12 protein-coding genes and 1 pseudogene are annotated in these 12,127 nt (G+C 42.9%); 9 read left to right on the forward strand and 4 right to left on the reverse strand.

The window, feature by feature from the left end; genetic code table 11:
• The first annotated feature begins 307 nt into the window (after positions 1-307).
• The 4 genes from AC5590_RS29905 to AC5590_RS29920 all read left to right on the forward strand — a co-directional run bounded on the left by AC5590_RS29905 (position 308) and on the right by AC5590_RS29920 (position 3,891).
• A complete protein-coding gene (locus tag AC5590_RS29905) occupies positions 308-637 on the forward strand; it encodes a DUF6825 family protein (protein ID WP_169266923.1) in 330 nt (109 codons plus the stop codon).
• A 113-nt stretch (positions 638-750) separates the two neighbouring features.
• Entirely contained in the window at positions 751-2,436 is a 1,686-nt protein-coding gene (locus AC5590_RS29910; protein WP_169266924.1) for an ABC1 kinase family protein, read from the forward strand.
• A gap of 16 nt (positions 2,437-2,452) precedes the next feature.
• Positions 2,453-3,175 (forward strand): Stp1/IreP family PP2C-type Ser/Thr phosphatase, encoded by a 723-nt coding sequence (locus AC5590_RS29915; protein WP_169266925.1) that lies wholly within the window; start codon positions 2,453-2,455, stop codon positions 3,173-3,175.
• An 86-nt stretch (positions 3,176-3,261) separates the two neighbouring features.
• Entirely contained in the window at positions 3,262-3,891 is a 630-nt protein-coding gene (locus AC5590_RS29920; protein WP_169266926.1) for a hypothetical protein, read from the forward strand.
• Between the two features lie 23 nt (positions 3,892-3,914).
• On the opposite strand, the gene AC5590_RS29925 is transcribed toward AC5590_RS29920, so the two are convergent.
• The 3 genes from AC5590_RS29925 to rpaB form a co-directional block, all read right to left on the reverse strand.
• Positions 3,915-4,433 (reverse strand): DUF456 domain-containing protein, encoded by a 519-nt coding sequence (locus AC5590_RS29925; protein WP_169266927.1) that lies wholly within the window; start codon positions 4,431-4,433, stop codon positions 3,915-3,917.
• Positions 4,434-4,586: 153 nt separating this feature from the next.
• A complete protein-coding gene (locus AC5590_RS29930) occupies positions 4,587-5,225 on the reverse strand; it encodes a cofactor assembly of complex C subunit B (protein WP_169266928.1) in 639 nt (212 codons plus the stop codon).
• Positions 5,226-5,255: 30 nt separating this feature from the next.
• On the reverse strand, positions 5,256-5,984 hold the full coding sequence (gene rpaB / locus AC5590_RS29935) for a response regulator transcription factor RpaB (protein ID WP_169266933.1): 729 nt from the start codon (positions 5,982-5,984) through the stop codon (positions 5,256-5,258).
• A 169-nt stretch (positions 5,985-6,153) separates the two neighbouring features.
• Between rpaB and radA the strand changes: the two genes are divergently transcribed.
• Positions 6,154-7,719 carry a DNA repair protein RadA gene (gene radA / locus AC5590_RS29940; RefSeq protein WP_169266929.1) on the forward strand — a complete coding sequence of 522 codons (1,566 nt, stop codon included), beginning with the start codon at positions 6,154-6,156 and terminating at the stop codon, positions 7,717-7,719.
• Positions 7,720-7,802: 83 nt separating this feature from the next.
• On the opposite strand, the gene AC5590_RS29945 is transcribed toward radA, so the two are convergent.
• A complete protein-coding gene (locus tag AC5590_RS29945) occupies positions 7,803-8,279 on the reverse strand; it encodes a glycosyltransferase (protein WP_211178605.1) in 477 nt (158 codons plus the stop codon).
• A gap of 487 nt (positions 8,280-8,766) precedes the next feature.
• Here AC5590_RS29945 and AC5590_RS29950 point away from each other — a divergent pair, with 487 nt between their 5' ends.
• From AC5590_RS29950 to AC5590_RS29965, 4 genes and pseudogenes are all read left to right on the forward strand, one after another.
• The gene (locus AC5590_RS29950) at positions 8,767-9,681 is read left to right on the forward strand and encodes a hypothetical protein (RefSeq protein WP_169266930.1); all 915 of its coding nucleotides are present in this window, start codon (positions 8,767-8,769) and stop codon (positions 9,679-9,681) included.
• On the forward strand, positions 9,678-10,745 hold the full coding sequence (locus AC5590_RS29955) for a hypothetical protein (RefSeq protein WP_169266931.1): 1,068 nt from the start codon (positions 9,678-9,680) through the stop codon (positions 10,743-10,745). Before AC5590_RS29950 ends, AC5590_RS29955 begins: the two co-directional genes overlap by 4 nt.
• 173 nt (positions 10,746-10,918) lie before the next feature.
• A complete protein-coding gene (locus tag AC5590_RS29960) occupies positions 10,919-11,593 on the forward strand; it encodes a response regulator transcription factor (RefSeq protein ID WP_169266932.1) in 675 nt (224 codons plus the stop codon).
• Between the two features lie 90 nt (positions 11,594-11,683).
• A pseudogene (locus AC5590_RS29965) lies at positions 11,684-12,127 on the forward strand (sensor histidine kinase); the annotation flags it as partial.

Genomic DNA, 12,127 nt, shown 5'->3' on the forward strand with positions numbered 1-12,127 from the left:
AATACAGGACTTACGCAAGAAAAACGTGGTTGTGTCATTGCGAGGTAAGGAAGCAATCTCACAATCTTGTTTTTTCGTAACTCGTGTGTAAGTCCTACAATAATTTCTTTACAAGTCTTTCCCCACACCCCACACCCCACACCCAGGAGCGAAGCAACGATAAATGTAACATAAGCGACAAAACAATAATTGCAAAAAATTATCTCAAACTAAATCTCTATCTCCCCACAAGCTCAGCACTCAAGCATAAGCAGTAAAGCAGACAGGCAAGTTATAATTTTTGTGCAGATGAACGTAACAAAAATTTATGACTAACCCCCTTCTACAATCCTTTTTCGTCGGTAGAGCAGCTGCGGAAATCCTCACCGAGAGATTGGAGTTCGCCATTACAGATGCTTTATCGGAACTCGGCAAATGGGACGCTGAAACTAGAGAGCAAATGCGCCAATTTACTGAAGAGGTCATAGAGCGGGCAAATCGTACAGCAGATGCTGCTGGTGCGACTCAAACAACAGGCGGCTATGGAGAAACTGGTTCAACGTCAGTTGACTTACAAGCCACGATTGATGAACTACGAGCAGAAATAGCTACATTGCGAACAGAATTACAACGCTATCGCACTGGAAATTCTTTGTAGAAAGGTTGCTGCGCAGCAACCTTTCTACTAGAAAATTATAAAGGAACAGTTTTGGAATCAGAGTGTCTTTTCTTCCTACTGACTCGGTCAAAAACCAGCGGTACGCAAAACATATGGAAAAAGGTTATTCAGATAAGGCATACCGCTGGAATAGCGAAAACTACTCTCGTAGACGGCGTTTTTTGGACATTTGGTCTTTTGTCTTGACTTTATTGTTCAGGCTGTGGCTGTACAACAAATCTTGGAGTTACCCAGGAGGAGTCAGCGAAGTCAAACAAGCTGCTCGACGTAAGGCTCAAGCGGTATGGATTCGCAATACTCTGCTAGATTTAGGACCAACGTTTATCAAAGTTGGGCAACTGTTCTCTACCCGTGCTGATATCTTCCCTAGCGAGTATGTTGAAGAACTAGCCAAGCTACAAGATAAAGTGCCTGCATTTAGCTATGAGCAGGTAGAAGCGATTATTGAGCAAGAACTAGGCAAGAAAATTCCCCAACTCTACCAAAGTTTTGAACCCATACCTCTAGCTGCAGCAAGCTTAGGACAAGTACACAAAGCTGTACTGCATTCGGGAGAAGCTGTTGTTGTCAAAGTCCAACGTCCTGGTCTTAAAAAACTTTTTGAAATAGATTTACAAATTCTCAAGGGAATTACACGCTACTTTCAAAACCATCCTAAATGGGGACGTGGACGCGATTGGATGGGCATCTACGAGGAGTGTTGTCGCATTCTTTGGGAAGAAATTGATTATCTCAATGAAGGTCGCAACGCTGATACTTTTCGTCGTAATTTTCGTACCTACGACTGGGTAAAAGTTCCACGCGTCTACTGGCGTTACACTTCATCGCGGGTATTGACTTTAGAGTATGTTCCTGGTATAAAGATTAGCCAATACGAAGCAATAGAAGCAGCAGGTTTGGATCGGAAAATTATTGCCCGTCAGGGTGCCCAAGCATACCTGCTTCAGCTACTCAATGATGGGTTTTTCCATGCTGACCCCCATCCCGGCAATATTGCCGTCAGTCCTAATGGTGCTTTGATATTCTATGATTTTGGCATGATGGGGCGCATCAAAACCAATGTGCGTGATGGACTGATGGACACGCTGTTTGGTATTGCTTCAAAAAACGGCGATCGCGTTGTTCAATCTCTCATTGATTTGGGAGCACTCGCGCCAGTAGAGGACATGGGACCTGTACGGCGTTCTGTCCAGTTTATGCTGGATAATTTTATGGATAAGCCCTTTGAAAATCAATCGGTAGCTGCTATTAGTGACGATTTGTACGAAATAGCATATGGTCAACCGTTTAGATTTCCCGCCACCTTCACTTTTGTGATGCGAGCTTTCTCGACACTCGAAGGTGTAGGAAAAGGGTTAGATCCAGAATTTAATTTTATGGAAGTTGCCCAACCATATGCCATGCAGCTTATGACCAATATGAATGGTTCTGATAGCAATAGCTTTCTCAATGAATTGAGTCGTCAAGCAGTTCAGGTCAGCAGTACTGCATTGGGACTACCACGCAGGCTGGAAGACACACTCGAAAAGCTAGAACGGGGAGACGTACGTGTCCGTGTCAGATCTGTTGAAACAGAGCGTCTGCTACGACGGCAAACCAGTATTCAGCTGGGGATGACTTATGCTGTTATTGTGAGTGGTTTTACGCTTTCGGCTACGATCTTATTGGTAAAAGAATATATATGGTTGGCAACGCTTGCAGGTTTGATCGCAGTTGCAGTGTCAGGTTTACTGATTCGACTGCTGATGCGCCTCGACCGCTACGACCGTATGTCATAAATTTTCTAGAAGGTATATGAAACTTAATTTTACCGGTGTTACTGATCCGGGACTTATTCGTTCTAATAATCAGGATGCTCACTATATCGACCAACAGGGGCGCTTCTTCATTGTCGCTGATGGCATGGGTGGTCATGCAGGAGGTGAACAAGCAAGCCGTATTGCGACAGGGCAAATTGAGGCGTACTTGAGTGCTAATTGGGATTCCTCTAAGCCTTCGCAGGAGTTATTAAAGGAAGCTTTATTACAGGCGAATGAAGCGATTTTGCTTGATCAGCAAAATCATCCGGAACGTTCTGACATGGGCACAACAATTGTAGTCGTCATTTTTCGTCCCCAAGAGCCACCTTTATACGCTCATGTTGGTGACTCAAGGCTATACCGTTTTCGAGATTCGCAATTGCAGCAAATCACAGAAGACCATACTTGGATAGCACGCGCTATTAAAATGGGTGAAATTACGCAACAAGAAGCCCGGATTCATCCCTATCGTCATGTGTTGTCTCGGTGTTTAGGGCGTGAAGACGTCAATCAAATTGATGTGCAACAACTAGATGTGAAAAGGGGCGATCGCCTACTGTTATGCAGTGATGGTTTAACAGAAGAACTCGCCGATCCGAAAATTGCTGACTATCTCCAACTAAGTGTGCCGAAAAAAGCTGCTGTTTCCCTAGTTGAAGCTGCCAAAGAGCACGGCGGACACGATAACATCACCGTTGTTATTGTCGCGTTGGAGTAGGAAAGAGGTTTTTCAAAACAGGACTTTAGCTAAAGCACTGCTTATCTATCCGTGATATAAGAAAAATGTCATGTGCGGCTTTAGCTATGTCAATTCTTGACTCCAATCAAAGTTACACTTTCAGCCGATACTTTGAGCTTGGCTTTGAAGCTAGCGAACTCGCTCAAGAATTTGGCTATAGTTTAACTCGAAAAACGCTCAATTTACCCCAGTTCCCTGATGAACTTGACCGTTTGGGAGAATTGCGCGCTCGCATTGAGGAAGTACTACCATTTGTACCGTTGACGAACGAACTCGCAAGACGAGAAATTCTCATCTCGCGAGTGGTGACGGAGTTAATTCATTACACACAGGCAGAATTACGAATTGAATATAGTCTGAAGGTTTCTAATTGGCTGCAGGGCAATTTAGATTATTTGCTACGGGTAAATTCCGTTAATCAACTATTAGTCATTGAGGCAAAATACGAAGATTTAACGCGAGGTTTTACGCAGTTAGTCGCTGAATTAGTGGCACTCGACCAGTGGTCAAGAGCAACTACAATTGAACAACAGCCAATTTTAATTGGCGTTGTTTCTACAGGTACAATATGGCAATTCGGTAGGCTTGACCGTAACATAAAGCATTTTGAACAGGGGATTAATAGCTATCGAGTTCCTGAAGATTTGGAACAAGTGATGCGAATTTTAGTAGCAGCTTTGAAAGGAAACAATTAAAAAAGCACCAGGAGCATCCCATTCTAAGTTCCATAAACCTGGGACCAAGTTGTGACGAGGAAAACGACAACTGCTGCGATCGCCAACAACCCTTGAATCAAATTGCCAACCAGCGTACCTGCGACAATTCCTATACCAGCTTTAATCGCTAGTCCAAAATCTCGTCGATAAAGATACTCACCGATAATTGATCCAACAAGTGGTCCGAGTAACATTCCAAGTAATGGACCACCAAAAGGTAGTGCTGGCAAGAATCCTAAGAAACCTAGTACTAACCCAACAATTGCACCAATTTGTCCCCACTGACTTGCACCTGCTTTTTTTGCACCCAAGTAGCTTGCTAAAAAATCAACTCCCACACTCAGGAGTAAAACAACAACTGTGACAATGAGTGGTGTTTGTATTGCAGCAAAAGAATCACTTATAAATCCCCAAATGATAATTGCTATTAAAATTAAACTGGCTCCTGGAATCGCAGGAACTACAGCACCGACAATACCCACAGCCATAACGGCAACTAGTAACCAATAAAGAATTTGCATAATTTTTTCGTTGTTGATTTTGCTATACACCAAATAACAGTTATCAGTTATCAGTTATCAGTGAGCGATTAAAAATTATTTGTTCCCTGTTTACTGTTCACTGTTAAGCGTTCACTGTTCACTGTTTACTGTTCACTGTTCACTGTTAAGCGTTCACTGATTCAAAGTAACAGCTAATTTATCTGCAATTCCCGCAATCCAATTTTCATCTTGTTTAGTGTAACTGCGAGGAGCATTCGCTGCCAAAATTAAGACTCCATCTTCACCAATGGGTTGACAAATGACACCTTGAGTGTTTTCTGGCAAATAATCAAATTCAACTCTTCCTGGGTAAACTTTTAAATCTACCAGATAAACTGCCTTGTGTTTTTCTAGCACTCTTTTTAAGATTAGTCCTGGTACAACTTCCGACTTGGGACTTAGAATTCCCCGACGTAACAAAACTTTATTTTTGTAGAAAACGACGAGCGATCGCGTCACAGTATTAGTTAACAACAAATGTGATGCCCAGGCTAGTTCTGTTTTCACAGTTTGCGGTAAATCCGGTGCAAGTACAAAACCTTCTTCACCAGTCAGTTGTACGGCTTCAGGTAAACGCGGTTGTACTTGCTGCCAAATTAACCCTACTAAAATCAAGACAGCACTCAAAATCACACCCAAAACATCTGCACGCGCTTGAGAATTTGTTAATTCGCTTGAGAGCAAACGGTTAATCAGCAATAGGACAGCGCCCAACCCACCTACTACGATAGGTAGACGCCGCAGAACCCTATTGGGGTCGGATTTAGTCATGAGTCGTAAGTCCGTATTATCCCCTTGTTGTTATTCGTCTCCTGGTTCAATAATGCGTTGAAATAAGTAACCAGTTCCTCTTGCCGTGAGGATTAATTCTGGATTACTTGGATCATCTTCTAATTTTGCACGTAAACGGGAGATATGTACATCGACTACACGAGTATCCACATGGCGTTCTGGTGTATATCCCCAGACTTCTTGTAAAATTTCTGAACGGGAGAAAGCTTCTCCAGAACGGCTGACTAACAACTCTAGTAAGCTAAACTCCATGCCTGTCAAGCGAATGCGCTCATCGCCTTTATACACTTGCCGCTTATTCGTGTCAATTTTGATAGTAGCAACGTGAATCACTCCAGAACTAGGAATACCAGAGGCACCTGTTTTGTCCACACGCCGTAGCACTGAGCGAATGCGGGCTTCTAGCTCCTTAGGGGAAAAAGGTTTGACTACGTAATCATCAGCACCTAATTCTAAACCCGTAATTCGGTCAGCAACGTCCCCCAAGGCTGTTAACATAATAATAGGGACATCTGATTCTTTACGTAATTCTTGGCACACGCCGTAACCATCTAGCTTCGGCATCATCACGTCTAAAACCACTAAGTCAGGCTCTGCTTTGCGAAAAGTATCCAGAGCTTCCTCCCCGTCACCAGCTGTTACCACATCGTAACCAATCATCGAAAGCCGCGTTTCTAAAATCCGGCGAATACTGGCTTCGTCATCTACCACTAGAATTTTTTCTTTATGACTTTCCAAGTTTGTCAATACTCCTTAACTAAAATTTTTCATGATTAATTTTTACTACCATATTATTAAGATATCATTTCACAAATTGATTGAAAAAAACCCGCATGTACTACAATAATTGGATTTTAGTTTGCTGAAAAACTTAAGCAAAGATTAAGAATATTTCATAAGATTAAGAATGCCAAAGCCAAAAAGTTATTACGTTTGTAACGAATGCGGAGCAGAATCCCCTCAGTGGTTTGGTAAGTGTCCAGCTTGCGGCACCTACAACTCTTTAGAAGAGCAAATTAATATTCAGTCATCAACAGATGTGCCAAGTCGCGGAGTGAGTGGATGGCATGGTCAAGCAGGGGGAGGCAAAACTCCTGCAACTAAACCAGCCAAACCGCGAGCTTCTTTGACTTTTGATCAGATTAGCGATCGCCAAGTCACACGTTGGGCTTCTGGCTATGAGGAGCTTGATAGGGTGCTTGGGGGTGGAGTTGTTCCTGGTTCAATGGTGCTGATAGGCGGTGAACCAGGAATTGGGAAATCTACGCTGCTGTTGCAAGTATCGAATAAACTGGCGCAGAGATACCGCATCCTCTACGTATCTGGAGAAGAATCAGGACAACAGGTGAAGTTAAGAGCCTCTCGTTTGGGAGTGACAAAATCCCTCAGTCTAATAGGTGATGGTAACGGTAATGGGAAACCAGCACAAGAAACTCCCGAAGTAACTCTCCAAGAAATGCCGAAAGTAGAGGAAGCTGAGGGTATAGGTGCTGATTTGTATATTTTGCCAGAAACAGACTTGGAAGAGATTTTGCGGGAGATGGATTCACTCAAACCCAATGTGACAATCATTGATAGTATTCAAACAGTGTTTTTCCCTGCTCTAACTTCTGCACCAGGTTCTGTCGCTCAGGTACGCGAATGTACCGCAGCTTTGATGAAGGTGGCAAAACACGACGACATCACAATGTTAATTGTGGGACACGTTACCAAAGAAGGGGCGATCGCCGGACCAAAGGTATTAGAACACTTAGTTGATACAGTGTTGTATTTTGAAGGTGCGCGCTTTGCTTCTCACCGGTTATTACGGACAGTTAAGAACCGATTTGGGGCAACTCACGAAATCGGCATCTTTGAAATGGTTGACCACGGACTGCGAGAAGTCCCCAACCCTTCAGAACTCTTTTTAGGTAACCGCGATGATCCGGCTCCTGGTACTGCAATTGTCGTTGCTTGTGAAGGGACACGCCCGATTGTCGTTGAATTGCAAGCTTTAGTCAGTCCTACCAGCTACCCCTCACCACGTCGGGCGGGTACAGGTATAGATTATAACCGCTTAGTGCAAATTTTGGCAGTGCTAGAAAAGCGGGTGGGGATTCCAATGTCAAAGCTGGATTCTTATGTGGCGTCTGCAGGTGGGTTGAATGTAGAAGAACCAGCAGTGGATTTGGGAATAGCGATCGCCATTGTTGCCAGTTTCCGCGACAGGATTGTCGATCCTGGTACCGTACTTATAGGGGAAGTTGGCTTAGGAGGACAAGTCCGCTCAGTATCGCAAATGGAACTGCGGCTAAAAGAAGCAGCAAAGTTGGGATTTAAAAGGGCAATTGTTCCAAAAGGGCAAAAATACCCGGACTATAATATAGAAATTTTGCCAGTCTCAAAGGTCATAGATGCGATTATTGCAGCGATACCGCCGCAGCAGGGGCTGACAGAAGAAGATTTGGCACCGGATGAGGAGGATGAGGAGTAGAATTATACCTCTGGTCGCTTGCACCCTATCCATTACCCACATCTTTCTTAAGATGGCTGTAAGGCAGACAGGGAGGGGACATGTCAAGTAAACAACGGCGGCATGATTGACAAAGTGGATATTCTAGGAATTCCAGTTTTCTCAGCCACGAGGCTCGCCGGACAGGCAAGAGGGTGTGTCACCAGTAAGTCGGCTTCTCGTGCAGCCTCCATCAGGTCATAGTATGTTGCCCGTAAATGGGGCATCGTTAAATAGCTGATGCCATAATCAAGAACCTGTTGAGACTCTGACAGCAACTGGATGAACTGTCCTACTTGTTCAACATTGATATACCCATCAGGTCTAATTGCACAAAACTCAATCCCTTCCGATTCAATCATCTGGCGAAAAATCTCGCTGGTTGCTATTACAGCACGATGTCCTCGTGCGTGTAATTCAAGAGCTAGAGCAATAAAGGGAAATACATCCCCAAAAGAGCCACTGGTAGCAAGCACAATATGTTTGCTCATTGTTTTACCGTTCTGGAAATTGGAGATGACGTTGATGAATTGATTTGTCATATTTGACTGACACCATTTTTAGAAATGAATTGTCAATTGAATTATCAGATTGAATCATGATTTCAATGGCAAGAATTCTATTTATTCATGAATTCTATCTTTAAATTTCAACTCAAAATAATCATATTTTCTTTAAAATTATTTAACAATAATCAATACATTTAGCATAAAAAAACATGTTAAATGTATTGATCTAATTTGTGATTTTTGAAATTGTAAATAAAAAAATTATTCTAATTCGATTATTTATACGTATGATTCAAACTGTGAACTCAGAAAATAATAATCCGAAATAAATGGCTTGCTCTTGAGTAAGTCGGCGTGAAAAAATCAACCTATTTAATGAAATGTTAAATCTGCAGATAGCTTGAAAATAGGTTATTTCACAGTTTTTTCAACAATTAACATACATTGGTTTTATTATGCTGACTTACCTAACATTGTGAGCTGCGCTGCATGAGTTCGTCCAGAAAGGATGATATCCAAGATGGTTCCGAAGTTCGACGGGGTAAGGAGACTTTACACCATTGGATCTGACGTACAAAAAATAGGGCAGACTTCTGTTTCTCCTATCTTGGCAGAAGTTATCAGCTCCAAATTCGGTGAAGCTGCCGATGCTCCAGCTCTTAGCCGCCCAAAGGGCGATCGCTGGTTTGCTGGAATTATCTTGGGAGTGGCACACACTTCACCGAAATTTGCCACCACCTTAAGTGCGATCGCCTCAACTGAAATCTCTCACCTAACTCAAGATATCTCAATCCCAACACGACACAGCGAGTACGCAACAGGTGCAACTCACACTCTCATAACCACACTACCAACTCTAGATATACTTCCAGTACGTTGGTTAGTGGTAGAACTGTTGGTTTTGCTATCTCAAAAAGGTGACGAGTACGCCCAAACCGAAGCAGGGGGGCAATTATTGCAGCAACTCAAACCTACTCGCTTCTTTAAAAATGGAGTACTTGCCTTTAACTGTGCGCAAGTTCCTCGTTGGTTAGCCATCAGTCATGAAGCAGCCGAAGCCTATAAAACTTCTGCTAGTCCTCAGATAAAGCAAGGTTATTTGCTTGATGTGGGTGAACAGTGGTTATGGAGTTTGATGCCAACAGACTTAAATCTCAGTCAACTCAAAAGTGACATCTCGGTATCGGGTGCTACTACAGACACTTTTGTGGCATCTTTGGGCATAGATGCAGAACGTTGGTTTAGTTGCGTTGCTTTGGGACTTGCGTTGGTATCGCCAAGAATTGCTGAGGTTTTGTCTGCGATTGTGCCAGGTAAGGTTCCATCTGGCAGCATCGCCACAAGCGTTCCTGTCACAACCGTAGTTTCTCCACCACCATCTGAACAAACAATACTCGACTCGGTTCTCCAAGAAGAAGGATCGCTACAGCGATGACTATTGACGAACAACTGTTATCTCGTGTTGAAGCCTTACGTATTCCTTTGGATGATCCCGACTTGCCCATCGACTGGAAAGACTGGTATCACTTCCTTCTTTGGGATCTACAGGGAAAAATACGGATACTGGTGAACATAGCGCTGGTGGGAAGACCAGAACAGGGAGAGATTCAAGTCAGTTTTTTGATTAATATAGCTAGCGACCTGCTTCCTGCAGAATACCACATTGATATTCCCATAGCAACATTTGGTACTGCCTTGAGTTTGGAATGGCAACCCGACATGGTGCGCCAAAACCCCTTGCGGATTTTCGGAAACGGACTCAACCTAGAAATTAACGGCAAGCACTCGACGCTAGAAGTCCGGGACGAAAGAATGCAATTATCGATTCGTTTTCAAGGCGAGGCACAAGCCATGCCCTTATTAGTTACTGAAGATTCACCCTTTGGTAGTGGTTTCATCGGTTGGGGTTTAGTACCAGGTTTACAGGTTATGGGAGAATTATCTGTAGGCGGACAAAGCTTCAGTATCGACGAGAATTGGTTTAGCTATCATGACCGCAACTTTGGTCGTTTTCGTTGGGGTGAAGATATTGGGTGGGAATGGTTTGTCGCTTTCGCCACTTGTGATGATGGTCGGCAAATAACCTTAGTTTTAGACCAACGTACCAACAAAGACCATTCTAGCAAAGGCTTACCCTATATTTTTGTCTATATTGGTAACGAGTTAACCAAAGTTTTTATGGGTTCTAGTTTATACATTAACTGGGAATGGTCGCCTTCTGCTGTCACGCCTGTGCGTCTCCCTGGAATTATGGCTTCGCTGTTTGGCGATCGCGCCATCAGAGTTCCTCAAGCCCTGCAAGTCGAAGCTGCTGATCAACAAGGTCGATTGCTACTCAATGTCCAATTTGAAACGATAGCAGAGTTAGTTGTGCCAGACAATCAAGACCGTCAATATACTTTCATTGAGGAAGTCACTGGCACAGTTGAAGTTAGCCTTTTTCTACAAGGAGAAACTCTACAAGCAAAGGGATTACTTTATGGAGAATACGTACTTTAACCCTAGTAGCGCCTCTAGGCTAAAATGTTAGGTATTTCTGACTTTTGAGCCGAGGAATGAGAGCAATGTCCTAGATTCAATACCTGAGAGTTGCTGGTCGCTAGACATCGGACTTGACAATATACATACTTACCCAGTTTTGTCAAGCCCTAACAAGTTAGAAGTGGGTCATTATGAGAATTTTGATAGTTGAAGATGACGATCGCATTGCCAAGCCATTAGCTGAGTATTTAAGACGCCAACACCATATTGTGGATATCACAAGCGATGGAATTGAGGGCTGGGAATGGTCTCAATCAGGGTTATACGAACTCATTTTATTAGATTTAATGCTCCCTAAATTAGATGGAATTACTCTGTGTCAGCGTTTACGTGCGGCTTCATCTAACGCTCTCATCTTAATGCTGACAGCACGAGATACAACAGGCGATAAAATTATTGGACTCGATGCTGGTGCTGATGATTATTTAGTCAAGCCGTTTGATCTAAAAGAGTTAGCAGCACGCATCAGGGCATTAGCTAGGAGAAGTCAAGAGATTCGCCCACCGATTTTAATTCACGGGGAAATGCAACTCGATCCTGCTACCCAACAGGTTACTTATGCAGGGGATGCTCTATCATTAACCCCTAAAGAATACATGATATTAGAATGTTTTTTGAGAAACCCAAATCAAGTTTTGACTCGTTCGGCAATCCTCGATAAACTGTGGGAAATTGATAAATCTTCTGGAGAAGGAAGTATCAAAACTCATATCACCAATTTACGGAATAAACTCAGATCTGCTGGAAGTTCAGAAGACTTCATCGAAAATATTTATGGTATTGGTTATCGTCTCGGTCACAAGTAAAATAATTTAGTAGAAATCTTTGGTCAGTTTTTCACAGTTAAAGCAACAAAGCTCTCTGCTAGTAACTGATAATTTAATAGTCACAAGAATGTGTTTCAAAAAATTCGGTATCGGTTGTTATTGTCTTACTTAGTGGTGTTCGCATCGCTGCTGGCAATATTTGGGATCGCAGTCCGAGTTGCTTTCACTCGCAGTCTGACTCAACAAACAACAAATAGACTCATAGCCATAGGACAAGGTGCGGCTGCAAATGTAGAGTTTGAAAAAGGTCACCTGACAGTAGAAAGTGACTTTCGTCCACAAGACTTAATAACTCGTCATCAAGCATTGCAGTGGTTTGATATTCAGGGAAATTTGATTACCCAACAAGGAGAAACTGTCTTAACTTTACCCTTGTTACCAAGCAAAATGGTGCAAATTCAGACTGATAAAGTTCCTATTCAAGCAGTGACTATACCAATTATTGGTAGCGATAATAATCAACTAGTTGGGTATGTCAGAGTAAGTCAATCTCTAGAAGAATTTGAGGAAACC

It is taken from the genome of Brasilonema octagenarum UFV-OR1 (assembly GCF_963888615.1).
Classification (GTDB): Bacteria; Cyanobacteriota; Cyanobacteriia; order Cyanobacteriales; family Nostocaceae; genus Brasilonema; species Brasilonema sennae.

Coding starts and splice junctions, on each gene's coding strand:
- AC5590_RS29915 (WP_169266925.1), top strand. CDS start 2,453: ATGAAACTTAATTTTACCGGTGTTACTGATCCGGGACTTATTCGTTCT.
- AC5590_RS29920 (WP_169266926.1), top strand. CDS start 3,262: ATGTCAATTCTTGACTCCAATCAAAGTTACACTTTCAGCCGATACTTT.
- AC5590_RS29945 (WP_211178605.1), bottom strand. CDS start 8,279: ATGACAAATCAATTCATCAACGTCATCTCCAATTTCCAGAACGGTAAA.
- AC5590_RS29905 (WP_169266923.1), top strand. CDS start 308: ATGACTAACCCCCTTCTACAATCCTTTTTCGTCGGTAGAGCAGCTGCG.
- AC5590_RS29930 (WP_169266928.1), bottom strand. CDS start 5,225: ATGACTAAATCCGACCCCAATAGGGTTCTGCGGCGTCTACCTATCGTA.
- AC5590_RS29955 (WP_169266931.1), top strand. CDS start 9,678: ATGACTATTGACGAACAACTGTTATCTCGTGTTGAAGCCTTACGTATT.
- AC5590_RS29925 (WP_169266927.1), bottom strand. CDS start 4,433: ATGCAAATTCTTTATTGGTTACTAGTTGCCGTTATGGCTGTGGGTATT.
- AC5590_RS29910 (WP_169266924.1), top strand. CDS start 751: ATGGAAAAAGGTTATTCAGATAAGGCATACCGCTGGAATAGCGAAAAC.
- AC5590_RS29950 (WP_169266930.1), top strand. CDS start 8,767: ATGGTTCCGAAGTTCGACGGGGTAAGGAGACTTTACACCATTGGATCT.
- radA (WP_169266929.1), top strand. CDS start 6,154: ATGCCAAAGCCAAAAAGTTATTACGTTTGTAACGAATGCGGAGCAGAA.
- AC5590_RS29960 (WP_169266932.1), top strand. CDS start 10,919: ATGAGAATTTTGATAGTTGAAGATGACGATCGCATTGCCAAGCCATTA.